The following is a 23,693-nucleotide window of genomic DNA, read 5'->3' as shown; positions in this document are numbered from 1 at the left end:
CCTCACTTTAGTCCAATTCAATTTCTCCCCATGCGCCCATCCGATTGTCAACAATGATCAGAGCGCCTTTGATGCCAGCGATACCTTTAATCCACTCGATGGCACTGCGGATATCTTCGTGGGTCCTGACCCGGTTTCCCAGAGCTGTGGCCGCAGCGTCAGAGAGATAGACGTCCTCGCTGATGACAGTGGCGGCATCTGCCTTTCCAAAGCTGAGCGAATGCCCAACAGTGCCTGAGGATGTACAGATTCCCAGAGGATGGGAGGCCGGCTTTATTTTTAATGCCAGATCTTTAAAAGCAGAGCGGCCCGCATCGATGGCGACCCGCCGAAGCTTATCCGTCTTTATAAACAAGTCACCGCCGTTTTCGACGATGACTTCTTTACTCTGTTTTAAAAGCACCTCTCCAACACTGGCTGAGACAGCTCCCGCCACAGCTGCCATCGGGCCGACACCTACGACTTCCGATGCTTTTTTCATACGTTTGATCATTGTCGGATCACGCTGCAAAACCGGTATCGGCTCAAGCGCTGTAAAGAACTCAGGCACTGCCCTTCCATAATTTTCCAGTATTTTTCGGGTTTCGTGAACCTGACGCCGCATCAAATCAGTCTGGTCTGTCTCAGACGCGATCAGAAGATCTGTTTCATATTCCACAACGCGGTAATAAACCAGGCCATCAGCCTGCATTTTATCCCGATAAACACGTTTTTCGTACATTGTCCTAAATAAGGGTATGGATTGCGCGGACCGGGCAGGCTTTAATACAAAGTGCGCATTCCAGACATTTTTCCGGATGATAGGTCAGAACCCAGTTCTCATCCATTTCCAAAGCTCCCACAACACAGGCCGCAGTGCAAGCGCCGCAGTCTACACAGCGGTCCTTATCCACCTCAATGACAGAGACGACATCTTTAACGTCAACGCCGCTCTTTTTAATAAAGGTGATCCCTTTCTCGATGTTATCCTCTGAGCCGGAAACTTCAAAAAGCAAGGTGCCGTTCACGTCATCATCGACAAAAGCCTTTAAAATGTTCAGCTGTAACTCATAATCACGGATCAGCTGGCTTGCAATGGGTTTGCCGGTTGCTTCTTTTGGGAAGTTCAAAACAATTTTCTTTACCATTATTTGTTACCCCCTTCTTTTATTTTCAGGCTGTTAAGCGTGTTGTTGACCGGAAATTTCATTACAGGTTCCTGGAGGAAGAACTCACCTTTTTTGATCCAACCAGTCAGTTCATCTGCAATGGTCCTTGCTTTTGTAAGGCTGGAGAGCGGCGAGGTCCGGATCTTTTTCCCGTCGATTTCGACAGACCCGCTGCGCAGCTCTGCATAGCTGACCTTTTTAATGACTGGCCGGTCTTTATCGCTGTAGTCTATGATATTTGTATGGAGCTCTGCGTCGGTTACTGAGACAAACTGCATCATTTCTTCATCTAAAATAGGAATTGGTATCCCAATCCCCACAAACATGGATACCCCATAGCGTTCAAAGACAGCTGGCTGAATATACTTTGTGCTCATCTCACGCATTTCTCCCATCACAGCCAATGTCCCTGCTCCGCCCAGCGGATAGCCCTTTTCATCCCGGGCGCAGTCTGAATTAAACTGAGTCCCCATCCATGAGACATAGCCCTGAGCGCCGGCTAAGAAAATGCGCGTACCCATACCGATGGTTTTATACAGAGGATCATTCAGTAATGGACTGAGGGCCCCGGCAGTACTATAGGTGATGTTTCCCATATTGGGGTGTAAAATTCCCATATAAGTGTAGATACGTTTTTTTGATGCATTGATGGCCGCATTATAGTTCTGATAGCAGTTTCTCGGATTGTAAAGGTAGGCTTCGTTCATGTCCTTCAGCCCTACCCAGGTATCGATTTCCTTTCTCGGATAGCAGTCTGTCCCTGGCGAGGTGGCGTGGAGATGTACTTCCTTACCGTCAATCAAATCACAGATAACGTGTGCGCCGCCATACTCTGCACCTTTATCTGAGGATGGCTGTGTCGCTCCAATGTAGGTATCGACAGCCGCCAGTCCGCCGTAAGCCTCAACGTTGTTCAGTTCAATTTCTGCCATGCGGATCGGCGGATCGGCATGTCCAAAATTCAAAAAGGCGCCGGATGAGCACATTGGCCCAAAGGTAGCTGTTGTGACGACATCCACATACTCTGCCGCTTCTTTTGTTCCCCGTTCTTTAACGATATCAATAACTTCTTCGGCTGTGACAATGACGGCCTCGCCTCTGGCGATTTTCTCATTAATTTCCTGATAGGTCTTTGGCATATTTACTCCTTCTCTTTCTATAAAAAAACTCATTTTCACCAAATGAAAATGAGTCTGCTTTAGATTATCTTTCATTTCATGAAAAGAAATGCTGGATTTGGCACCACACTTACGCAGGTTGCCGGGCTTCATTGGGCCAGTTCCCTCTACCACTCTTGATAATTCGATTATTCAATTGTACACTATATATTATTAGTATAGCAAAAAACAAATTTAAATGCAATCTCGATTTATAATTCATTTTCTGGTATCTGTGTTCCAATAAGCAGCTACTTAAATAAATGCAGGTATACGCCAAAACGACGTATACCGCAATATATAGTGTTCTATTTCTTTTTTAATTCCATTTTGTCCATATCTCGTTTTACTGCTGTGCAGCTGTCTGCTGAAGATAGGCGTTCATAAACTGGTCTAAGTCGCCATCCATAACCGACTGGATATTGCCGACTTCCACATTGGTACGGTGATCCTTAACCATATTATATGGGTGAAACACATAAGAACGAATCTGCGATCCCCAGGCAATCTGGCTATAATCGCCTACGACGTCATCCAGCTTTTCTTTCTGTTCCTGCTCCATGATCTCAACCAGCTTACCCTTGAGCATGTTCATCGCTACCTCTTTATTCTGATGTTGGGAGCGCTCGTTCTGGCACTGCACAACAACACCAGTCGGAATATGAGTAATCCGGATAGCCGATGAGGTTTTATTGACATGCTGGCCGCCTGCACCGCTTGCGCGGTAGGTATCCACGCGGATATCATCCGGGTTGATTTCAATTTCCACACTGTCATCAACCTCTGGTGTAACATCCAGAGACGCAAAGGAAGTATGCCGGCGCCCTGAAGAGTCAAAGGGTGAGATACGGACCAGACGGTGGACTCCTCTCTCTGTTTTCAGATAGCCATAGGCGTTAATGCCTTCGATAAGCAGTGTGGCACTTTTGATACCGGCAACATCACCGGGCTGTAAATCAAGCGATTTAACCTTAAAGCCTTTACGCTCTGCCCAACGGGTATACATTCTGAGCAGCATTTCCGCCCAATCCTGGGATTCGGTACCGCCGGCGCCCGGGTGCAGTGAGATAATGGCGTTATTGCTGTCATACTCACCGGACAGGAGCGTTTCCAGCTTGAATTTCTCAAGCTCTTTTCCAAAAGCCTCAATGGTATCCGGGAGCTCGTCCATTTCTTCTCCCTCATCGATCAGTTCAAACATGACGAGGATATCGTCAAGATTATCCTTGAGCTTATCGTACTCGCCTTTTTTCTGGCGGAGGATTTTCAGCTCCTTTAAAACCTTTTGGGCTTTTTGCTGATCACTCCAGAACTCTGGTGATTCGGTCTGGGCGTTCAGTACTTCTATTCTTTCACTGACGGCTGGTAAGTCAAAGTGAATCCCTCAAATCCGTCAGTTCTTTTTCCTTTTCATTGACACTCTGTCTGCATTCATAGAGATCAATCACGACATCACATCCTTACTTTTATAAATTTGCGCCGCAGCACTTTTTATACTTTTTACCGCTGCCGCAGGGGCAGGGATCATTACGGCCAACCTTCTTATTTCTGGCTGCTGCGGGCCGGCCTTCAATTTCACTTTCGTTGGTTTTAACATCCTCCATATTGACGTTCCGCTGCTGCTGGGGCGCCTTCTGGATTTTAATATTATAAAGGTACTTGACCGTGTCTTCCTGGATTCTTAAAATCATATCCTCGAACATGGCAAAACCTTCTTTGGTGTATTCCTTAACCGGGTCATTCTGTCCGTAAGCACGCAGGCCAATCCCCTGTTTCAGCTGTTCCATATTGTCAATATGTTCCATCCAGGCAGCGTCGACGCTTCTCAAAAGAATCGCACGCTCAAGCTCCTGCATATTGGCATCGCCCAGTGTTTTTTCCTTTTCTTCGTAATTGTTCCGGCAGTACTGAAGAATCGCTTCTTTGAGAGCATCGCGGCTTTCAGGCTCTTTGGGCAGGTTCAGCGTTGCCCCTTCAGCCACCAGCGTCTTTTCAAAGTAGTTGTTCAGGCCTTCAAGATCCCAGTCATCGTAATAGTCGCCGCCGTTGGTGTACATTTCCACATAGCTGTCAACCATATCCTCGGTCATTTTCCAGATCTGCTCGTGCATGTTCTGTCCGTCGATAACCTGCTGGCGCTGATCATAAATAATTTCTCTCTGGCGGTTCATAACATTATCATACTGGAGGACATTTTTACGGATATCAAAGTTTCGGGCTTCAACACGCTTCTGCGCACTTTCAATCCCTCTGGTCAGCATTTTATTTTCGATGGGCGTATCCTCATCGAGGCCAATGCTCTCAACCATGCTCTGAATTTTTTCTGAACCAAAAATACGCATCAGGTCATCTTCCAGCGAGACAAAAAACTGTGAGGAGCCCGGGTCACCCTGACGTCCGGAACGGCCTCGCAGCTGATTGTCAATACGACGGCTCTCATGGCGCTCCGTGCCGATAATATGAAGCCCGCCTAGCTCCTGAACACCTTCTCCAAGAACGATATCCGTACCACGGCCCGCCATATTGGTGGAAATGGTGACGGCATCCATCTGACCGGCATTTGAGACAATCTCAGCTTCACGTTCCAGATATTTTGCGTTCAGGACATTATGCTTAATGCCTTCTCTTTTAAGATATTTACTCAAAAGCTCTGACTTTTCAATGGAAATCGTCCCGATCAGAATCGGCTGTCCTGTGACATGGCGCTGCTTGACCTCTTCGGCTACCGCCTTGAATTTCCCCTCTTCACTTTTGTAGACAAGATCGTTCATATCGTTGCGAACCATCGGTTTATTGGTCGGGATCGTTACAACGTTCAAATTATAAATGGTATTGAATTCTTCTTCCTCAGTCTTTGCTGTACCAGTCATACCGGAAAGCTTGCTAAACATCCGGAAATAGTTCTGGAAAGTAATGGTCGCCAGTGTTTTAGACTCACGATTGACCTTTACGTGTTCCTTGGCTTCAATGGCCTGGTGCAGACCGTTGGAATAACGGCGGCCCGGCATCAAACGGCCTGTAAACTCATCGACAATAATGATTTCGCCGTCCTTGATTACATAGTCGCGATCCTTAAACATCAGGGCGTTGGCATGCAGAGCCTGATTGATATTATGGGAAATTTCCATATTATCCACATCGGCCAGATTATCCAGTCCAAAATATTTTTCAGCCTTTTCCACACCCTTTTCCGTCAGCATAACGGATTTTGCCTTTTCATCCTTGGTATAATCGCCCTTTTCTTCAATGGGGCGGTCATCATCCTTTTCGTCCCCATCCCAAGTGTCTTCCTTGAGGCGTTTGACAAACATATCCGCCTGTTCATACAGCTTGGTGCTCTTGTCACCGCTGCCCGAAATAATCAATGGGGTTCTGGCTTCATCGATGAGGACGGAGTCCACTTCATCGATAATGGCGTAATTGAGCACACGTTGTACCTGCTGCGCTTTCTGGGAGGCCATATTGTCACGCAGGTAGTCAAAACCAAATTCATTGTTAGTCCCATAGGTGATGTCCGCATTGTAAGCTTCGATCTTTTCGTCAAAACTCAGGCCATGGACAACCAGACCAACTCTTAAACCTAAAAACTCATGCACTTTACCCATCCACTCGCTGTCACGTTTGGCCAGGTAGTCATTGACGGTTACGATATAAACGCCTTTTCCTTCAAGGGCGTTCAAATAAGCCGGCAAGGTGGACACAAGGGTTTTCCCTTCGCCGGTTTTCATTTCCGCGATATTCCCCTCATGAAGGACCATGCCCCCAAGCAACTGGACTGGGAAATGCTTCATTCCAATTGAACGGTAAGCCGCTTCACGAACCGTGGCAAAGGCATCGACCAGAATGTCATCTAAGGTCTCTCCGTTTGCCAGACGCTCCTTTAACAAAGCAGTCTGATTTTTCAATTCTTCATCTGACATGGCGCTGTATTGATCTTCCAATGCCAGGATTTTATCTACTTTTTTTTGTAATCTTTTGATCTCTTTTTTATTGACATCAAATATTCCATCTAAAAACCCCAAAGTATTCACTCCTTACAGTTATATAAAAATTATTTAATTCGATATTAAGCACACTTACAGAACAGTATAACATATTTTATCCATTATACCAAAAAAACTTAAAAGGGATTGAAGTTTTTTAGCTTCAATCCCCACATCTTAATTATTTTCAATCTTTTTTCTTACGCCAGAACACAACATCTTTGCCGTCAACATTCAGCTTAACGCGCTCATATCCAGCTCTTTCGCGTTCTTCGTCCGGATCTGCCGAACTCGCCTTCACTTCAGCACTGCTGTCATAAACGGATGCCTGCTGCGGAGCGGCTGCCGTGTTAACAGGTGCTGCTGGTTCTTCGATCGGCGGTGTAATGACGGGTTCAGCCGGCTTTTGAACTGCTGCAGCTGCCTGTTGGGCTGCAATGGTCTGAGCCTGAAGCTCTTCCGGTGTAATCTGACGGTGGACAGGCTGGGCTTCTGTTACTGCCTGAGCCTTAGCGACAGCCGCAGCGCGGGCCACAGCTTTTTCTGCCGCAACCTTTTCACGTTCTGCCTTAAAGGGCTCCTTAACATCGACATATCTGGTACGGCGGCGTTTGCGGGCACGGATACGTTCCTGTTCCTGATTAACCTGCTGCCAGATACTGAGCATATCGTCTTCAGTGCGTTCTTCTTTTTCTGTATTAATCATAGTTGCTCCATACTCCGGATTACTGACAATTTTATCGTCCTCAACAACAAACGGCGTCTTTTCCTCAACAACCACTGGCTGCGGCTGGGGAACCGGATCGATATTAATCACTGGCTCCTGAATGACAACACGCTGTTTCGGGACTTTTTCCTCCGGTTTTTCTTCAGTTTTAATTTCTTCCTGTTCCTTCTCAAAGGCTAACTTGCCCTTTTCCTTTTCAGCATAAAATGATTGGGTAAAGAAACCGGAAACCGGTCCTGTATCTTCATCTGAAAAATCTTCTTTTACTTCTGTAGGCTCATAGGTTCCGATGTCCTTGATCGCCGTAAATACCTTTGTATCCTGACTTGGATCATACTCATCCAAGATTGACTTACCCATGCTGCTGTCGCCGCCATTATTCTGAATTTCAGCAATAGCTTCCGGTGTCAGCTTCGGAATAACATCAGTCATACTCTCAAAAGAGCCTTCGAGGTTTTCAATGGGATCTTCCTCAAAATCTTCTTCTGGGTAGTAATCGTCATTTTCATCATCGTAATCATCAAAGAAGTCGTCCTCGTCATCCTCATCTGGAGGCAGAATATAGTCTTCCTCGCCAATCGGTTCGTCTTTGTTAAAAACAGAATCTGCAGGAACACGGTTCATGGCGTACTGAACCCATCCTATAAGGCCTATAAAAACAACGGCGCTGCCAATACTGAAACCGCCAATACTGCCGATATACTGCATAAACCCGCCGACAAACGGGATGGGAACATTAACCCCCAGCACCCAGAGTCCGCTCTGCTGCATAACCGCATATACTGCATTTGTTCCTTCGTTAATACTTGTGGCAAAAGCTGAGGTCGCCGGAAGCGATTCGACAATTTTCGACGCCACAGGCATCTTGCCGCCATTGATAAAAGTGACAATAAAATTCGCTGTGATGCCGACCGCCATCATAATGGTCCAGAAATCATCCAGATTAAAGACCAGCATAACCAAAATTAAAATGTAGCTGATAAAATTGACCACTGGTAAGAATGCATCAACCGCTTCGATACCGCCAGTATAATAATACAGATGGAGTCCAAACTGCAAAATAATTCCGATAATTCCCAAAGGCAGCAAGGAGATTTTCTTCGCTTTGAAGCCTTTAAAGCTCCCGCCTCTGATAAAGCCAATGATTAGTCCTAGTATAATTGCTATTAGTACAAACATAACTTCCCTACCCTCTGTATTTATTCTGAAAAGTAAACACGTATTCTAATGACATTATATTACATCTATTTTAAATCAAAAGATTTATTATGTCAAACAAAAACACCCGTTAAATACTACTTCTTAACGGGTGTTAGGGTTTATTTTACTAGAAAATCGGCTCGATCAGGCCATAGTTTCCGTCTTTTCTCATGTAAACAACGTTAACATCCTCGGTTTCCGCATTTAAAAATACAAAGAAATCGTGTCCTAAAAGCTCCATCTGCATGGTTGCTTCATCGACTGACATCGGTTTGACGGCAAATTTCTTTGTGCGCACAACCTTTGGCGGATGCTCTTCATAATCTTCCATTGGTTCAAGACCGTCCAGGTTATATTTCAATGCTTCTTCAGCGTAACGTTTCTGCAGTTTTGTTTTATGTTTTCTTAACTGGCCCTCCAGCTTGTCAACGACAGCTTCAATGGAACCGGCCATATCTTCACTTTTTTCTTCAGCCCGTAAAATCGTTTTTCCCATCGGTATGGTTATTTCCAGCATCTGGAAGTTTTTTTCCTTGCTGAATGTCGCATACACTTCTGTCTCCTGCCCAAAGTAGCGGTCAAACTTTTCGAACTTTTTCCTGAGTGCTTCTTTTAAACCTTCTGATACATGCATGTTTTTTCCGTAAATTGTGAATTTCATAATGATAACTCCTTTCAAAAGGTCACTGTACCAGTACATTAAAACGATTAACAAAAATCGTCAGCCCGCACTGGTGATGGCAATATTATACCATAACTCACACGAAAATGCACATACAAATTGTTACAATAATGTAACAAGGAGGCCAAAGGCCTCCTGATGTCCCGCTTGACCTGGTTTTTTCCCCCACACTCGCCAGCTGGGAGTTTAGCTCAAGGTTTATATCACAACTCCTCCTCTCGGTTTTGCACCGGCTGGTCTTACATCTAGGCCGCACTATGATCAGCTTTCCGCTTTTAGAAAGCCTTACGTGGATCGCTTCGCCTGCGACTGGCATCGACTTTCAACCACAAACACGGGACCACTTCATTATAAAGAAACCTTTAAGGACTGTCAAGCGTACAAAAAATAAAGAAACAGGTACGTTTAAGCTGCACCTGTTTTAATAACCTATTTAAATTTTCACTTTAATTCTTCAACGTCATCGATGGACAGACCTGTGATCTTCGCTATCTCTGCAACCGGATAATCACGATCAATCATGGTGCTCGCAATTTTCAAGCGAACATCCGCTTCGCTATCATTACCCATACCAGGCATGGTGTGGTCAACTACAGTTCGATACAACATCTGATTATCTCCTTTCAGCTTTCGCTCGTATTTCGTCTGCTTTTCCACAGCGATTAGATTTGCAATTCCTATTTACGAAACACATTATATCCATCCCCGAATTTTTTTCAAGTGTTTAACGCTTTCAAAAATAGAATCCTTAAGTTTTCTCCACCAATATTATCTTGCTTCATAAAAAAACCTCCATCAAATGGAATGGAGGTTTTTTGTCACTCAACTATTTTATTGTCAGACGTTTCCTTCAAGAATGTTGATCATAATGGCATTTTCTACCCGGCGGCGTTCAATCTCACAGGCAACATCATAGGGTTCCATCACTGTATGGTTAAAATTATAGGCATTTGCGTGACAGCCTCCGCCGCAGAAATATTTGCACCAGCAGCTCTGGCATTTTTCTTTTTGCAGTAGATTCGCCTTACCGAACTCATCTTTGATTTCAGGGCGCTGAATGCCTTCATCCACCGTTCCCATTTTAAATTCCTCGTTGCCGACAAACTGATGGCAGGGGTAGATATCCCCTTCAGGTGTCACTGCGACGTAGTCACGGCCGGCTCCACAGCCAGACAGGCGTTTATAGACGCATGGTCCATTGCTCAGATCAATATTAAAATGGAAAAAATTATAATCCAGGCCTTTTTCATGGCGGTTGAGATAATCCAGGGCCAGTTTATCGTATTCTGCCAGAATTTGGTCTACGTCTTCTCTCAAAATTGCATAATCGTGCTCTTCTTCTGCAACGACAGGCTCTACAGAAATACTTTTAAAACCTTCCTCCGCCAGGAAGTTCACATCCTCGCCGAAGTCCAGATTATGCTTGGTATAGGTGCCGCGGACATAGTAGTCCTTTTTACCCTCGCGCAGAGCCGCCATTTTCTTAATCTTATTAATAATAATATCGAAGGAGCCCTTGTCATTGACTGTCCTTCGCATATTGTCATTCACGCATTTTCTTCCATCAAGGCTCAGAACTACATTATCCATATTTTCGTCGATATAAGCCATATTTTCGTCGTCTAAAAGCACACCGTTGGTTGTGATTGTAAATTTAAATTTCTTGTGATGGCTTTTTTCCTTACTTCTGGCATAGTCCACCAGTTCTTTAACCACATCAAAATTCATAAGCGGCTCACCGCCAAAAAAATCGACTTCCAGATTCTGGCGGTCCTTCGACTGTTCAACAATAAAATCAATGGCTTTCTTTCCGACTTCCAGGGGCATCAACAGCTTTTCGCCGTTAAAATCCCCCTGCGAAGCAAAACAGTAGTTGCATTTCAGATTGCAGTCATGGGCGACATGAAGACAGAGGGCTTTGACCAGATCGTGGTTTTTGTAGACATTCGGGTCATAGTCGCTTTCAGTAAAAATCATCTTCTGTTCTTCAAGCATCTCAAGCTCCAGAATAACCTCCAGAAGTTCCTCCTCCGGATATTTATGCTTCAGCTTTTCTACGATCTGGTCCCGGCTCATTTCCTTATAATCGTCCAGAACATCATAGGTCATCTCGTCCACTGTCAGCACTGTACCACTGTTGACATCCAAAACGATATAGAGACCATTCAAATAAAACTTATGTATCATTATTATCTTCTTTCTTATCTTTCTTTTCTACAAATTTTATGCAAAGAAAAAGCAGTAAACACTGTTACTGCTTTTTCGCAAACTCATAATTATTTAGATTGTTTACACTGCTGGTTTCCTACTGTGCAGGAAGTTTTGCATGCAGACTGGCAAGAAGTCTGACATTCACCGCAGCCTTTGTTTTTAACATCAGCTAAAGTACCTTTTTTAACGATTGTGATGTGTTTCATCTCATTCACTCTCCTTTATGCAGTTTTTATTTTTTGTCTTCGTCGACTTCTTCGCCAACTTCAACATTTTCATCTGTCACATCTTCAAATTCAGCATCCTCTACAGGGCTGTCATTGTAATCCTGAGTCTCCTGAGATTCTTTTTCAATGGTTTCAGGTTCTGATACAGATTCAGTTGTTTCTTCCTCGGTATCATCTTCCGTCTCTTCACGTTTGATTACCTTTGAAACAGCGCTTTTAACGATCATTGCCTTATGGAAATCCGGAAGCATCTCGAGGACGATGTTTTCATCATCGATCGCATAAATTATCCCATAAAAACCACCAATTGTCAAAATTTCATCCCCTGGCTTCATGTTGTCCCGCATTGACTGTATTTCTTTTTTCTGCTTATTCTGCGGACGCATAATAAAGAAATAGAAGAAAACAACGAGCAAAATCAGCGGAAGAAAAGTCACTAAACCATTCTGCATTCTAAATTCTCCTTAATGTTATATTCCATATTTTTGAAAAAAACTCTCCTTAAATGCTAAAAGATTGTCTTCCATAATAGCATTCCGAACTTTTTCCATAAGCTTAAGTGTAAAGTATAAATTGTGATATGTCAATAACCTTGCACCCAAAATTTCATTGCATTTTACTAAATGACGTAAGTAAGCCCTTGTATAATTTCGACAAACGAAACAATCACATTCCGGGTCTAACGGCGTAAAATCTTCCTTATAGGTCGCGTTGCGTACGACCACTTTTCCCTGACTGGTCATGGCTGTTCCGTTTCTCGCAATACGGGTCTGGAGCACACAGTCAAACATATCGACACCGCGGATTACCCCTTCCAAAAGCGCATCCACTGAGCCGACTCCCATAAGATAACGCGGCTTGTCTTTTGGTAAAAGCGGAACAGTCGCGTCCAGAATCCGGTACATGGTATCTTTGGACTCCCCAACGCTCAAACCGCCGATGGAATAGCCTGGAAAATCAATTTCAGTCAGCCCTCTCACGCTTTCTGCCCGGAGGTCCTCATACATACCGCCCTGCACGATACCAAAAAGCGCCTGATCATCCGGACGCTTGTGAGCGTCCTTACAGCGTTTCGCCCAGCGGGTAGTCATTTCCATGGATTTTTTGGTATACTCATAATCCGCATCTGCCGGGGCACACTCATCAAAACACATAATGATATCAGCGCCGATCGTGTTCTGCATATCAATGGATTTTTCTGGAGACATAAAATGCCGGGAGCCGTCTAAATGTGAACAAAACTCCACACCCTCTTCTGTAATTTTTCTTAAATCATTTAAGGAAAAAACCTGGAATCCGCCGCTGTCTGTAAGGATCGGACGGTCCCAGTTCATAAAATTATGGAGCCCTCCTGCCTTCTCCATAATTTCCTGTCCAGGCCGCAGGTAAAGGTGATAGGTATTGCCAAGAATGATATTGGCATCCATCTCCTCCAAATCCTCACTGGTCATAGACTTAACCGTCGCCTGTGTTCCAACCGGCATAAAAATCGGTGTGTTGATGACACCGTGGCTGGTATGGATTTTACCAAGGCGGGCCCCGGTGTGTTTATCTTCTTTGATTAATTCGTATCTAAACATTCAGTTTTTCTCCTAATAAATAAACATGGCGTCACCAAAGCTGAAAAAACGGTAACGCGCGTCAATAGCGTGCTGATAGGCCTTCAAGACCGCTTCGCGATTGTAAAAAGAGGATACCAGCATCAGCAGTGTGGACTCCGGAAGATGAAAATTTGTAATCAACGCATCAACCACCTGCCACTTGTAGCCTGGATAGATAAAAATATCTGTCGATCCTTCACATGCCTGAACCTTTCCATCAAAGCGGGCTGCGGCACTCTCCAAAGTTCTGACAGATGTCGTGCCAACAGCAACGACTCGCCCGCCCTTTTTCCGGGTCTCCTCAATGAGCTTTGCCGTTTCTTCGGGCACCTGGTAGGTTTCTTCATGCATATGGTGATCCAGTATATTATCACATTTTACGGGACGAAAGGTCCCGATCCCCACATGCAGTGTAACCTCAGCAGTCCTGACGCCTTTTCTGTGGAGCTCATCCAGCAGCTCCTCTGTAAAATGCAGACCGGCAGTTGGTGCGGCAGCGGAACCTGTGTACTTGGCGTAAACGGTCTGATAGCGCTCCTGATCCTCTAAAACCTCATGGATATACGGCGGAAGCGGCATGGTTCCCAGCTCCCCGATAATCTCCTCAAAGATGCCATTATATTCAAATTCAATGATTCTGAGACCGCCCTCTATCTTATCTTTAATCTCACCCTTAAGCTTGTCCCCAAAGACCAGACGCGTACCGGGCATTGCCTTTTTTCCTGGCTTTACCATGGTTTCCCAAGTTTTATCGTCCAGCCGTTTGAGCAGCAGCAGCTCGACCTTGCCCCCGGTTTCTTCTTTTTTACCAAAAATCCGCGCAGGCAGCACCTTTGTATTATTCATAACTAGCAGGTCGTCCTCAGCCAAATAATCGATAATATCGTGGAAATGACGGTCCTGAATACTTCCCTCCATACGGTTGAGCACCATCAGTCTCGACGCGTCTCTTTTCTTTTCAGGCGTCTGAGCAATAAGCTCTTCAGGCAGGTCATAATAAAAATCCTTTGTCGTTAGTGTTTCCAAATTTATTCCTCTATTCTAAATCCAATTTTACCTGTTCCTGCAGCACTGCCGGCTCAAGTCCCAGATGCCTGTAACCGCCTGAGGTGATCACGCGTCCCCTTGGGGTTCTGGCCAGATAACCGAGCTGAATCAGATAAGGCTCGTAAACCTCTTCGATGGTATTGCGCTCCTCGCCAATGGCCGCTGCCAGTGTGTCGATCCCTACAGGTCCGCCGTCAAATTTCTCAACGATGGTCGTCAGCATGATCCGGTCAATTTCATCTAAACCTTTGGCGTCCACTTCAAAGAGTTCTAAAGCTGTTCTGGCTGTTTCCAGATCAATAATACCTTTTCCCTCGATTTCAGCGAAGTCACGCACTCTCTTCAATAAGCGGTTGGCAATACGCGGCGTTCCACGCGAACGCACAGACAGTTCATCCGCGCCTTTTTCATCCAGATTGACGGACAATATCTCCGCAGACCGGCTGATAATGGTTGCCAGCTCATCCTGATTGTAAAGCTCCAGCCGCTGAACCACACCAAAGCGGTCCCGTAGCGGAGCTGTCAGCAGGCCGGCCCGTGTCGTGGCTCCGACCAACGTAAATTTCGGAAGATCAAGACGAATGGATTTTGCGCTGGGTCCCTTTCCGATGATAATATCCAGAACAAAGTCCTCCATCGCCGGATACAGTACCTCCTCCACACTTCGTTGCAGCCTGTGGATTTCATCAATAAACAGGACATCGCCTTCCTTAAGGCTGGTTAAAATGGCGGCCAAATCTCCCGGCTTTTCAATGGCTGGTCCGGAGGTGGTCTTTATATTCGTTCCCATTTCCTGGGCAATAATATTGGCCAAAGTGGTTTTTCCAAGTCCTGGCGGTCCGTAAAGGAGAACATGGTCCAGCGGTTCGTTCCGCTTCTGGGCTGCCTGTATAAAGATAGACATCTGGCGCTTAACACGGTCCTGTCCAATATAATCCTCCAAGCGCTGGGGCCTTAAGCTTCTCTCAATATCAATGTCGCTTTCGGTAAAACCACTCGTTACTATACGATCTTTCATTTTTTACTCACCTACCGTCCAAGAGGATTTGCAGACATCAGCGCATTTTTCAGAATATCTTCAATACCCATTCCCGGCTGAATAATTTTTTCAACCAGCTCTGATGCCTCGGCATAGCCATAGCCCAATCCCAGCAGCCCGTTAACCGCTTCATTAAAGAGGTTGTCTGCCTCTCTGAGATTTTCGATGGCTCCCGTTTCTGCCGAATCTGCAAATGCAAAATTCTTGTATTTATCCTTAAGCTCCAGAATGATTCGATTGGCTGTTTTTTGTCCAATTCCCGGCGCCCGCGAGATCGCCTTGGCGTCCTCATTGACAATGTAACGAATCAGCTCATCCCTGGTAAACTGCGATAACAGCCCCATCGCTGCTTTTGGCCCGATACCGGAAATGGTGATGATGGTTCTGAAAATCTCACGCTCCTCTTTTGACGAGAAGCCGTAGAGTGTTACATCATCTTCCTTAAACGCCGGATGGATATAGACTTTTACTTCCTTGTGTAATTTTGGAAGCTCAGACATCGTGTTTGCGGAAACATTGATCCGATACCCCATCCCCTGATGGTCCACAACGATGTAGTCTGACGCCTGCTCCTCATAATTGCCTTTTATATACTCAAACACGTCAAGCCTCCTGTTTTTTTTCGTATTGGTTTATTGTATCAATTCAGTCCTGTTAATTCAAGAACCTTTATTCGGTCAGAACATGAAAAAAGCACCCGAAGGTGCTAAATCCCGAATATGCCGTCCACCATTTTTGACGCCTAGCGGATGCTAGGTGGGTGCCCTGTCTCTAAGGGTCTGTTTTCCACTCAAAGGAGGCTTAACATTGCATAGAGAACATCCGGACTCCCTATAAATAAGTGTAGGTTCAAAAATAAGGTTGTAACGAACATCTCAGGATTAATTTCATTATATCTGTAATTATTAGAATTGAAAAGGATAAATTTTTGTTAAGGGATTGCTAAAAAAGACTACAAAAACTATTTGACATTATCCAAAATTCAGCATTCCGTTTTATTACATACCTACTTCAATATATTTAAAGCCTTTGATATGTTATCGACCGGCAGCAGCTCAAGCCCTGTATTCTCCAGGCCCCGGGCATTTCCCTTTGGCATGATACAGCGCTTAAAACCAAGCTTTGCGCCTTCTTTAAGGCGTTTTTCAATGTGCTGTATATTTCTGACCTCTCCGGTCAGACCAACCTCGCCGATAATCATCATATCCTCTGGAATTTCAAAATTCCTGAAGCTTGAGTATAGCACAGACACAACGGCCAGGTCAAGGGCCGGCTCATCTATTTTCATACCCCCAACCACATTGATATATGCATCAAGATTCTGAAGCTGTAATCCCAGCCGTTTTTCCATAATGGCCAAAAGAAGCACCATACGATTATAGTCCATTCCGGTGGCCATGCGCCTTGGGTTGCCAAAGCTTGTCTGAGATACAAGTCCCTGAAGCTCAATTAAAAGCGGACGTGTCCCCTCCATACAAGGCACTACCACAGAGCCACAAGTGTTTTTCGGACGGCTCGACAGCATCATTTCAGAAGGATTTGCCACCTCATGCAGACCATCCTGTGCCATTTCAAAAATGCCGATCTCGTTGGTTGAGCCAAAACGGTTTTTAACTCCTCTGAGTATCCGGTAAGTATGGTACTTTTCACCCTCAAAATACAGAACCGTATCAACCATGTGTTCCAAAACGCGGGGGCCGGCAATATTGCCTTCCTTGGTTACATGCCCGACCAGAATCATTGAAATATTATCCTTTTTGGCAATCTGCATCAATGCGTTGGCATTCTCCCTTATCTGACTGACGCTGCCGGGAGCCGAGGTGATTGTGGGACTGTACATTGTCTGGATCGAGTCAATGATGACAAGATCAGGCTTTTCATTCAAAATAGTATCCACGATATAGGGGACGTTAATCTCAGACAGGAAAAAAATATTCTGGGATTTCACCTTCATCCGGACCGCCCGCATTTTGAGCTGCTGCTCGGATTCCTCACCTGAAATATACAGGATTTTAAGCCCCTGGCTTCCAAGATTTTCCGTCGTCTGCAGAAGAATGGTCGACTTTCCAATTCCCGGGTCACCGCCCAGAAGGATAACGCCTCCGGGCACAATGCCGCCGCCGAGGACACGGTCGAGCTCTTTATTCTTCGTTTTAAAACGATCCTCTTTCTGAGGAATGATCTCTTCAATACGCTTGGGTTTTGTGTACACAGCCCGTTCAAGGGTATTCTTTTTTCCCTGCTCGGTGGGCATATCCAGCTCCTCCACAAAGGAGTTCCATTCGCCGCATTCCGTACAGCGCCCCATCCATTTAGGCGTGCTGTACCCGCAGTTCTGGCACACAAATTTCTTTTTTAATTTTGCCATACGCCCTCCGTCATTCAATCCATTTATAGATCAGGTAACCGATCATACCGCCGATAAAATTAAGTATCAAATCATCCACATCCGCACTGCGGCTTGACAGAAAAGCAAATTGCAGCAATTCGATCAGGGCTGTGGTTCCGACTGTCACAATCAATATATGGGGAAAACTCACCCGTTTCTTTCTGCAGAGCGGGTATAATAACCCCAAAGGAATAAAAAGCGCAATATTTCCTGCCAAATTCCGAAAGGAGTAGGTAAAGGTATTGTACAGAATACTCACCGCATCTGTCGGTTTGGTGGCTAAAAATTCCCAATTTATAATCCCGCTGTGTGCAATATCATAAATATAATTATCAATATTGGTAAGCGGAAGCAGGTTGTAGCTGGATTCATACACAATGTTTGATGTCGGCAGCAGCGTGACCATTGCCAGAAAACCAAGATAAAATATAAACACAACCCTTAGTAAAAAACGCTTTCGCGCATCTTTTGTCATTATGCTGCTCCATTCTTAAGCTTTAACGGAACTCATTATAACCCTAAAACCTTAATGATGCCAGTGGTTTATAAGTCCAGTTTCATATCGCCTGCTTTAATCCAGCCTGCTCTGGCGCAAAGCTTATAAAAAATCATCGTCACAACTGCCGGCAGAATAATCTGAAGCAGGCCGATACCAAGCACAATCTGCACCATCGGCTGGCCAGCCTCCATCATGGCCATAACGGTGCCAATCTGCCCGACAAGGCCGCAGGTTCCCATTCCCGCGGCGACTGGCGTATTCTGCATCTGGAAAACAGTGGTTGCCAGAGGCCCTAATACCGCTGACGCCGCAGTGGGCGGTATCCATATTCGCCAGTTTTTTATAATATTGGGCACCTGGATCATGGAAGTTCCCAACCCCTGGGCCGCTAAACCGCCGATCCCATTTTCTTTATAGCTCTGAACCGCAAAGCCGACCATCTGGCAGCAGCAGCCCACAGTCGCCGCTCCGGCGGCTATCCCTGAGAGGTTCAGCATAATACACAGCGCTGCGCTGGAAATCGGCAGGGTGAGCACAACCCCTACGACCACTGAGATAACAACGCCCATGATGATTGGCTGCTGCTCTGTCGCCCACATAATCACATTTCCAAGGGCTGTCATAAAAGCACCGATGGGCGGGCCAACTACCACAGCGACAAGTGAGCCAATGAGCATGGTCACAAAGGGAGTTACTAAAATATCCACCTTTGTCTCCCCTGATACAGCCTTGCCAAATTCCGCGCCAATAACCGCAGCGATCAAAGCGCCGGCCGGCCCACCCTGGGCGTTGCCAAGAAAGCCTGCCACAGTAATGGAAAATAAGACAAGTGGCGGCGCATTGAGACCAAAGGCGACAGCAACCGCAATGGCTGGCCCTGTCATTGCCTGGGCCGCCGGCCACAAAGTCTCATTTAAAAAGGGAATGTGAAATAATATTCCAATCTGGTTCAGGATACTGCCCATCAGCAGTGTGCCGAACAAACCAAAAGCCATGTATTTCAGCGCATCGATCAAATAGCGCTGGGCGGAAAACTCAATGTCTTTTTTCCTAAGAAAATCCCGCACATTTTCATATTTAGGTTCTTTTTTCATTTTTCCTCCAACTTATTTTAATGTTTGATCTATATTCACACAGGCAAAACAAAAGGATACAATCTGTATTCTGTCTGCTGTGGCATAAAATTGAACGGCACGCACTTTTTGTACATACCTTATTCAGCCGCAAAAAATAAAAATACCGAGCGAAACCCGATATTTTTATTTTTAAGCAATAAACTAAAATACATTATTGTATCCTTATAATTTAAAACTTTTTATATTTTTTTATTATATCATATTTGAAGGAGAATTTCAAGCCGCTCAGTGATGGTCTATGCACTCGATTTGATTACAAATTTTAAAGCGCCCTGTGAGCTGATCTCCGCTTACCTGGTTCACATGGCCGCCCCATTCGTGGTCCTTTGATAAAAAATGAAAATGCCATCCGACGAAGTTTTTTCCTTCTGCCCACTCCGGGCAGCGGACGCCGACAAGGGTTCCGGTAATCCCTTTAAGTGTCACACATTTCTGCCGTCCAACAATTTCATCAAGCGCCTCATAGGGCCTTTCTACCGGCCAGACACTGTGGATTTCTATTGCCTTAAACCTGCCATCCAAACGCCCGATAAAGCATCGCTCATAAATTTGGGACTTCATCTGCTCATCCAGCTGTCTGCACAGGTCACTCATATCGGTAAATTCGCCCATTTCAATATAAGTATCCGGTTTAAAATCTGAGATTGTGGCAAAGGGTGTCCGGTCATTCTCGTCCGCTCTCTGGATGCAACAGTCACCGTCAGCTTTGTAGGACACCCCCTCCAGGATGATCATCTCTCCATCCAGGGCATGGTAGGTTCCAAATCCGATATCGCCATGCTCAAGGAGTTCCTTAACGCTGCCGCAGCCGTCAAAACCACGATTTTTAAACGTCTCAAAAGTCGAAAACTGATAAATCGTACTCATTTTGTATCCCTATCTGAATTCCATAGGCACATCGCCTAAAAACTTTTTCCAGGCTGCCAGTACCTCACTGATGATTTTAATACCCACCGAAGAAATAATGACGACTTCTGTTTGGTCAAGTTCTTTTTTCCATGGATTCATGACCGCAAATTCATTGACACAGCTGACCTCAAAATCGCCGGCGTTAGTTTTTACAAAGCCTTTAATCCGGTAAGCATGTTTTTTGATATCGTGCAGAAAGGCCCCGAATTTCTGATAATCCAGAGGCTCACCTGAACACAGGACACTTGTTTTAGGCCGCGATTCCCAGGTATTGGTTGTCTCAGCCGGAGCTGGCTGTTCTCCGTTCATTTTTGCAAGTATTTCTTCCATAGAAACCTCACAGAAGGCCGCTCTGTATACCTGCGTTCTGCTGTTTACCTCCTTTATCTTTTCCTCCATTTGATTTAACCGGTCTTCACTCTGCAAATCTGTTTTATTGATAATCACTGCGTTGCTGTAGACCAGCTGTTTATGCAGCGCGGGAATCAGATCATACTGCTCCAGAAAATACAGGCCGTCCACAATACAGATGGCCCCAAGGTAATCATAGGCCTTCCCACTGATTGCAGTAACCGTCTCCAATATGGTACCCATGTTTGAGGGATCGGCTACACCAGATGACTCCACAAAAACATATTCTAAATCGTAATCCAGAAAGCCTGCCAGCCCTTTAATATAATTTTCCTTTAAACAAGCGCAGAAAACGGAACCGCCTGTCAGCTCAAGCAAATCAAAATCGTTACCTTTAATGAGTTCACCATCAATACTTTTTTCTCCAAACTCATTCATTAAAACCCCAATTTTAACGTCTTTAAAGCTTTTTAGCAGATTTGTTAAAAAAGTTGTTTTGCCAGATCCCAAAAAACCAGTTAAAAGTACTAGCTTCATTTTTCCCTCCACTGAAAACAGGGTGGGTAACCTGAGGCACCCACCCTGGTGTTATTTTTTATAAATATTTTTTCACTTCATCTACAATTTCCTGACGGCTTGGAATGATGGAAGACCATACCAGTTGTCCGTTGATGTAGATGGACGGCAGATGCTGTACTCCCATCTTCTGTGTACGCGCGATATCTTCTTTAATACAGTATTTGTAAACGGCAATATCAACAGCGTCGCCAAACTCTTCTTTGGCCAGCATCGCTGCTTTTTCCATATATGTACAGGCAGCGCACTGAACCGGATCGAGGGTAAAGACTTCGATAAAAGGTTTATCCAGATTTTCATAGTCAGGCAGCTCTACATCACCGAGTGTATCGACCGCTTCATAGTTTTTAACCATTTCGCGGACTTCATCGGTGTGCTTAACAGCCTGCACACATGCAATGGTGTTTTCCATAGGCACATTGTAAGGCATATCGCAGCCCGGGCTTACGATCAGGTTGTGATGATCAATGTTGTCTAACATATCGACAACATACTTCATATTATCCTGTTGTGTCCCGAAAAGCATGGTTGTCGTCAGAGGGATGTTCCCGCCGAGTGTAATATTGTACTGGTCTGTAATCTTCTTAGCTTCATTGATATTAACATTTTCGTCGATGGAAATGCCGTCTGGATTCGTGCGGCACATAACATCCATCTGAATTGTGGCGTCGCCACAGACAAAGAAGCAGCCAAAAGCGCCCTTACTGCGGATATAGTCAAAAGCAGCTTTGAATTGATCCATAAACAGATCTTCAATGGATTTTGGTGAAATCTGGCTGATAATCGGGTCAACCAAGGCAATGACATCCATTCCTGCTTCGACATAATAATCGGTCATCGCATTGCAGACTTCTGTACAGAAAGCGACTAACTCTTTAACATAATCTGGATACATGATAATATCCATGAAAAATTCGCTGCCGCGGATATGTGAAGCCAAGGTAACCGGGCCGCAGATCAGGCCATATAAAGCGGTATCATCGCCTACAGATTCTTTCACGCGGCGCATGACATCCAGTACCATTGGAATACGTCCGTCAGTTTTCTTTGGAATTTTGCATTTGCATGGCACCTTAGGATCGCCGGCAAAGGGATGGCTCATAACAGAAGGCGGATTATCCTCTGCCCAGAGCAGCTCACAGCCCAAAATTTCTGCTTCAATCTGTAAATCAAAAATGATTGGCATACCGTCTGGTGTGTACAGTTTATGAACCTCCATCAATGATTCATATAACTTATCGCCGTCTGTCAGCACTTCTCTGGCTGTATAACCCTTTAAGGAGCCTGCGTGCACACCGCTGAACGGCACGAACGGCACACCGTCTGTCTGTTCATGTCTCAATGTTTTTAATAAAAGTTCTTTACCCATTTTTTCCTCCAAAATTGTTTTATTCACAGTGGTTCACTTGTTTTATCTTGTGTTAAGTATATCGTTTTAAAGAAAAAAATGATTGTAGGTGCCTTGGTATTTTTGGGAAAATCTCCACGAAAAAGAGACCGAAGCCGCATATGTATACGAAATCAGCCTGCTTTTTTGGTAAATTTTCCTTGTTTTTTTGTAAAGGCTTTACATCCGGTAAGTTGGATTCGGGAATCCTGGCCGGAAAGCCTCGATAACCAGATTTTCAATGTCGAACCCAAGGCTTTCACCCAGGGCTTCAATCTTTTCGCTGGTATATTTTTCAAGCAATGCAGGATCGACAGCCGCTCTCAGATTAATGGTCAGTTCTCCTCTTTTCATCTCCTGGCCTAAAGCCTGATCCAGCTCAACCGACTGCCGGACCCCCACACAGCTCAACTTTGAGGCCCCCTTGCCTGTGTCTAAATAGAGCTTCAGATGGCCGATTTCACCGCCTTCCTCTGCTACGGCTTCCTTCAGAGCCTCACCAAGAGTGCTCATCAGCGTATCGCCGTTCACACTGTCTCTGGCATTAATTTCGGCCTTGGCATTCAACCAGCCCATTTCGGCCTCTGCAATGCCGTAGGTTTCATAAACAACCTCCATTTTTTTTGCGTTTGAAGTGGCAATATCCGCGGAAAGGACTGCTAAAAGCCAGGTTTCAATACCTTTTCCCTCTCTTGCAGAAATTTCCATTACTCTGCCCGCCGGATATTTTTCATTTAAATAGCTGACCAGTTTTTCTTTCTCGCCAGCATCGAGTGTGTCGACTTTGTTTAAAACAATAAAATCGGCCTCCTCCATCTGCTTGTCCATAATGTAATACACGCCTTCTGAGAAAGCGTTGGTATTGTTTTCCATAAAATCCTTTAGACGTCCGGGTTCCACCAGAACGGAAAGCGGCAGCACATCCAGGTCACCGGCTTTTCCCTCTTTAGAGGGTTTCATAATCGTCGAAACCAGATCTGTGCAGCTGCCAACCGGCTCTGCCAGAATAAAGTCCTCCTGACGCATTTTATCCACGCATTCCGCGAAGCCTGGATAATTACAGCAGAAGCAGCTCCCTGTCAGCTCTGTGACTTCCAGATCATGATTCTCAACATACTGGGTATCCACCAGATAATCAGTCTGGTCATTGGTAATGAGACCTACTGTATTTCCAATTTTTTTAAGTGTTTTTGCTACTTCAATCATCGCCGTTGTCTTTCCGGCGCCTAAAAATCCACCAATTACCATTAGCTTTGCCATATCGACCACTTACTCCTCTGTCAGAATAAAACATTTATTAGATTAAGTACAATAAATGTTTTATTCAATTATATAACCTTTTTTAAAAATTGAATTGTAAATTATTACTTTATTTAGGTAGATTTTTGACAAATTGAATAATCCCTGTATTTCGAGAATTTTTG

Annotated in this window: 22 protein-coding genes, 1 other RNA gene and 1 riboswitch; all 23 genes read right to left on the bottom strand. The window is 44.9% G+C overall.

Annotated features, from left to right (window positions below; genetic code table 11):
* Window positions 1–7 precede the first annotated feature (7 nt).
* The gene (locus B2M23_RS08215) at window positions 8–721 is read right to left on the bottom strand and encodes a UPF0280 family protein (RefSeq protein ID WP_038352918.1); all 714 of its coding nucleotides are present in this window, start codon (window positions 719–721) and stop codon (window positions 8–10) included.
* A 4-nt stretch (window positions 722–725) separates the two neighbouring features.
* Window positions 726–1,127, bottom strand: a complete 402-nt coding sequence (locus B2M23_RS08210) for an NIL domain-containing protein (RefSeq protein ID WP_038352919.1) — start codon at window positions 1,125–1,127, stop codon at window positions 726–728.
* The gene (locus tag B2M23_RS08205; protein ID WP_038353148.1) at window positions 1,127–2,287 is read right to left on the bottom strand and encodes a homocysteine biosynthesis protein; all 1,161 of its coding nucleotides are present in this window, start codon (window positions 2,285–2,287) and stop codon (window positions 1,127–1,129) included. Before B2M23_RS08205 ends, B2M23_RS08210 begins: the two co-directional genes overlap by 1 nt.
* A 61-nt stretch (window positions 2,288–2,348) precedes the next feature.
* A riboswitch (SAM riboswitch) is annotated at window positions 2,349–2,452 on the bottom strand.
* A 199-nt stretch (window positions 2,453–2,651) separates the two neighbouring features.
* Window positions 2,652–3,753 (bottom strand): peptide chain release factor 2 gene (gene prfB, locus B2M23_RS08200; protein ID WP_371720340.1). Its coding sequence is split into 2 segments (ribosomal slippage): window positions 2,652–3,689 and window positions 3,691–3,753, totalling 1,101 coding nucleotides; the frame shifts between segments, so codons are not numbered across the junction.
* 18 nt (window positions 3,754–3,771) lie between these two features.
* A complete protein-coding gene (gene secA, locus B2M23_RS08195; RefSeq protein ID WP_038352921.1) occupies window positions 3,772–6,327 on the bottom strand; it encodes a preprotein translocase subunit SecA in 2,556 nt (851 codons plus the stop codon).
* 148 nt (window positions 6,328–6,475) lie between these two features.
* On the bottom strand, window positions 6,476–8,194 hold the full coding sequence (locus B2M23_RS08190) for a DUF5317 family protein (RefSeq protein ID WP_052237324.1): 1,719 nt from the start codon (window positions 8,192–8,194) through the stop codon (window positions 6,476–6,478).
* Between the two features lie 148 nt (window positions 8,195–8,342).
* The gene (hpf, locus tag B2M23_RS08185; RefSeq protein WP_013381912.1) at window positions 8,343–8,876 is read right to left on the bottom strand and encodes a ribosome hibernation-promoting factor, HPF/YfiA family; all 534 of its coding nucleotides are present in this window, start codon (window positions 8,874–8,876) and stop codon (window positions 8,343–8,345) included.
* A gap of 462 nt (window positions 8,877–9,338) precedes the next feature.
* The gene (locus B2M23_RS21130; protein ID WP_158501375.1) at window positions 9,339–9,506 is read right to left on the bottom strand and encodes a hypothetical protein; all 168 of its coding nucleotides are present in this window, start codon (window positions 9,504–9,506) and stop codon (window positions 9,339–9,341) included.
* A 228-nt stretch (window positions 9,507–9,734) separates the two neighbouring features.
* Window positions 9,735–11,084 (bottom strand): thioether cross-link-forming SCIFF peptide maturase, encoded by a 1,350-nt coding sequence (gene scfB / locus B2M23_RS08180; protein WP_038352922.1) that lies wholly within the window; start codon window positions 11,082–11,084, stop codon window positions 9,735–9,737.
* 89 nt (window positions 11,085–11,173) lie between these two features.
* A complete protein-coding gene (scfA, locus tag B2M23_RS08175; protein WP_013381915.1) occupies window positions 11,174–11,314 on the bottom strand; it encodes a six-cysteine ranthipeptide SCIFF in 141 nt (46 codons plus the stop codon).
* Between the two features lie 26 nt (window positions 11,315–11,340).
* Window positions 11,341–11,787: a preprotein translocase subunit YajC gene (yajC, locus tag B2M23_RS08170; protein ID WP_038352923.1), complete on the bottom strand. Its 447-nt coding sequence runs from the start codon at window positions 11,785–11,787 to the stop codon at window positions 11,341–11,343.
* Between the two features lie 18 nt (window positions 11,788–11,805).
* Window positions 11,806–12,915: a tRNA guanosine(34) transglycosylase Tgt gene (tgt, locus tag B2M23_RS08165; RefSeq protein ID WP_038352924.1), complete on the bottom strand. Its 1,110-nt coding sequence runs from the start codon at window positions 12,913–12,915 to the stop codon at window positions 11,806–11,808.
* 12 nt (window positions 12,916–12,927) lie between these two features.
* A complete protein-coding gene (queA, locus tag B2M23_RS08160) occupies window positions 12,928–13,962 on the bottom strand; it encodes a tRNA preQ1(34) S-adenosylmethionine ribosyltransferase-isomerase QueA (protein WP_038352925.1) in 1,035 nt (344 codons plus the stop codon).
* A 10-nt stretch (window positions 13,963–13,972) separates the two neighbouring features.
* The gene (gene ruvB / locus B2M23_RS08155; protein WP_038352926.1) at window positions 13,973–15,001 is read right to left on the bottom strand and encodes a Holliday junction branch migration DNA helicase RuvB; all 1,029 of its coding nucleotides are present in this window, start codon (window positions 14,999–15,001) and stop codon (window positions 13,973–13,975) included.
* An 11-nt stretch (window positions 15,002–15,012) separates the two neighbouring features.
* Window positions 15,013–15,624, bottom strand: coding sequence for a Holliday junction branch migration protein RuvA (gene ruvA / locus B2M23_RS08150; RefSeq protein ID WP_038352927.1), 612 nt, complete (start codon window positions 15,622–15,624; stop codon window positions 15,013–15,015).
* Between the two features lie 104 nt (window positions 15,625–15,728).
* A non-coding RNA gene (gene ssrS / locus B2M23_RS08145) (6S RNA) lies at window positions 15,729–15,907 on the bottom strand.
* A 121-nt stretch (window positions 15,908–16,028) separates the two neighbouring features.
* Complete coding sequence (gene radA, locus B2M23_RS08140) at window positions 16,029–17,390, bottom strand: DNA repair protein RadA (RefSeq protein ID WP_038352928.1); 1,362 nt, start codon at window positions 17,388–17,390, stop codon at window positions 16,029–16,031.
* Between the two features lie 10 nt (window positions 17,391–17,400).
* Window positions 17,401–17,886, bottom strand: coding sequence for a VanZ family protein (locus tag B2M23_RS08135; protein ID WP_038352929.1), 486 nt, complete (start codon window positions 17,884–17,886; stop codon window positions 17,401–17,403).
* A 68-nt stretch (window positions 17,887–17,954) separates the two neighbouring features.
* Window positions 17,955–19,004 carry a PTS sugar transporter subunit IIC gene (locus B2M23_RS08130; RefSeq protein WP_052237325.1) on the bottom strand — a complete coding sequence of 350 codons (1,050 nt, stop codon included), beginning with the start codon at window positions 19,002–19,004 and terminating at the stop codon, window positions 17,955–17,957.
* A gap of 267 nt (window positions 19,005–19,271) precedes the next feature.
* Window positions 19,272–19,913, bottom strand: a complete 642-nt coding sequence (locus B2M23_RS08125) for an acetolactate decarboxylase (protein ID WP_038352930.1) — start codon at window positions 19,911–19,913, stop codon at window positions 19,272–19,274.
* Between the two features lie 9 nt (window positions 19,914–19,922).
* On the bottom strand, window positions 19,923–20,843 hold the full coding sequence (locus tag B2M23_RS08120) for a CobW family GTP-binding protein (protein ID WP_038352931.1): 921 nt from the start codon (window positions 20,841–20,843) through the stop codon (window positions 19,923–19,925).
* Between the two features lie 58 nt (window positions 20,844–20,901).
* A complete protein-coding gene (locus B2M23_RS08115; RefSeq protein WP_038352932.1) occupies window positions 20,902–22,251 on the bottom strand; it encodes a uroporphyrinogen decarboxylase family protein in 1,350 nt (449 codons plus the stop codon).
* Between the two features lie 198 nt (window positions 22,252–22,449).
* Complete coding sequence (locus B2M23_RS08110; protein ID WP_038352933.1) at window positions 22,450–23,529, bottom strand: GTP-binding protein; 1,080 nt, start codon at window positions 23,527–23,529, stop codon at window positions 22,450–22,452.
* Window positions 23,530–23,693: the final 164 nt, after the last annotated feature.

The sequence above is a fragment of the Eubacterium limosum genome, from assembly GCF_000807675.2.
Taxonomy (GTDB): Bacteria; Bacillota; Clostridia; order Eubacteriales; family Eubacteriaceae; genus Eubacterium; species Eubacterium limosum.
Note: the sequence above shows the minus strand (reverse complement) of the source record. Positions and strands in the feature narration are given on the sequence as shown.